The sequence below is a fragment of the Pedobacter sp. N23S346 genome, assembly GCF_048515415.1.
Taxonomy (GTDB): domain Bacteria; phylum Bacteroidota; class Bacteroidia; order Sphingobacteriales; family Sphingobacteriaceae; genus Pedobacter.
Map to the genome: position 1 here is coordinate 1 of NZ_JBLYEE010000034.1, position 1104 is coordinate 1104.

Sequence of the window (1104 nt, forward strand, 5' to 3'; positions counted from 1 at the left end):
CAATAAAAGCACACCATATCTGTATTTTAATGGCATTTTCATTGTCACCCAAAAAATATTTAAGTGGAAAGTTCTGTTTAACCCTCTTAAAGAGGATTTCGATCTGCCAGCGTTTTTTGTAAAGATCAGCGACCTGCAAAGCCGATAAGGTGAAGTTGTTGGTCAGAAATTCAAATGTCCTGCCTTTTTCCTGATCAAAGAATGTAACCTGCCGGGTCTTAAGCTTTACCTGTTTTACGATGGGTTTTATTACCGATAACGATTAACCGGTCAGCTATTATTCCTGCATTGCTGTCCTCCTTACTAACCGGGTTTGAACCTGTTTCTAAATAACTGGCACCTTTTCTTTGCCGGTGACGAAGAAAACACCATTGTTGTCCATCCGCTGATATTCACTATAATCGACATAACCCTTGTCAAAAACGACAAATGAGCCAGCTTCCAGGTTAATCTCCTTTAAAAAGTTCATATCGTTGGCACTGGCTGCTGTAAAACTGACCTGGACCGCAACATCCTCCGAAGCATCTATCAGCGTATGGACTTTGATACCACCTTTTCTCTTTCCATTCAGTTTACCTGGGCTGGGTGCTTTAAGTATCTGTTGAAATAAAGTAATGGTGGATGAATCGGCAATGAAAAGTCTGGATTGGGTTTGCTGTCGGCTGTCCGGTAAAAACTGCCTGTATCTTCGGTAAAGCTGCTGGTACAATTGTTCAAAAACTTTATGGGACCGTTTCGAGTTGGCATCGCATAAAGTACTTCTTCCAGGGGCTTTTCTTATGCCTATATGCTGCAGCTTATTGCTGCAGGCCTGCATTCCACTTACTACTTCACGGCTGCTTGTGCATTTATTGAACACGCAGTAAAGCATCGTAATCAGATGATTATAAGTGTCGAAATAGCGATAATAACGATCATGCTGACCTGCCCTAGCCAGTGCTTTTACTGAATTGCGATCTATCAAATTTAACAACTGGTTCAGTACTGGCTGTCCGGTAAAAAAAGTATTTTTGCCCATGTTGAATGTTTAAGTGTGGTAACTCAAATATCAACACTAAAAAGGGGAAGCCAAAAGCAACCCCTTTTATTTTATCAAAAAAAAAT

The 1104-nt window shown here is 40.6% G+C and carries 1 pseudogene; it reads right to left on the reverse strand.

From position 1 onward, the window contains the following. Window positions 1–1018: pseudogene (locus ACN1CD_RS23575) on the reverse strand (IS4 family transposase); the annotation flags it as partial. Window positions 1019–1104 lie beyond the last annotated feature (86 nt).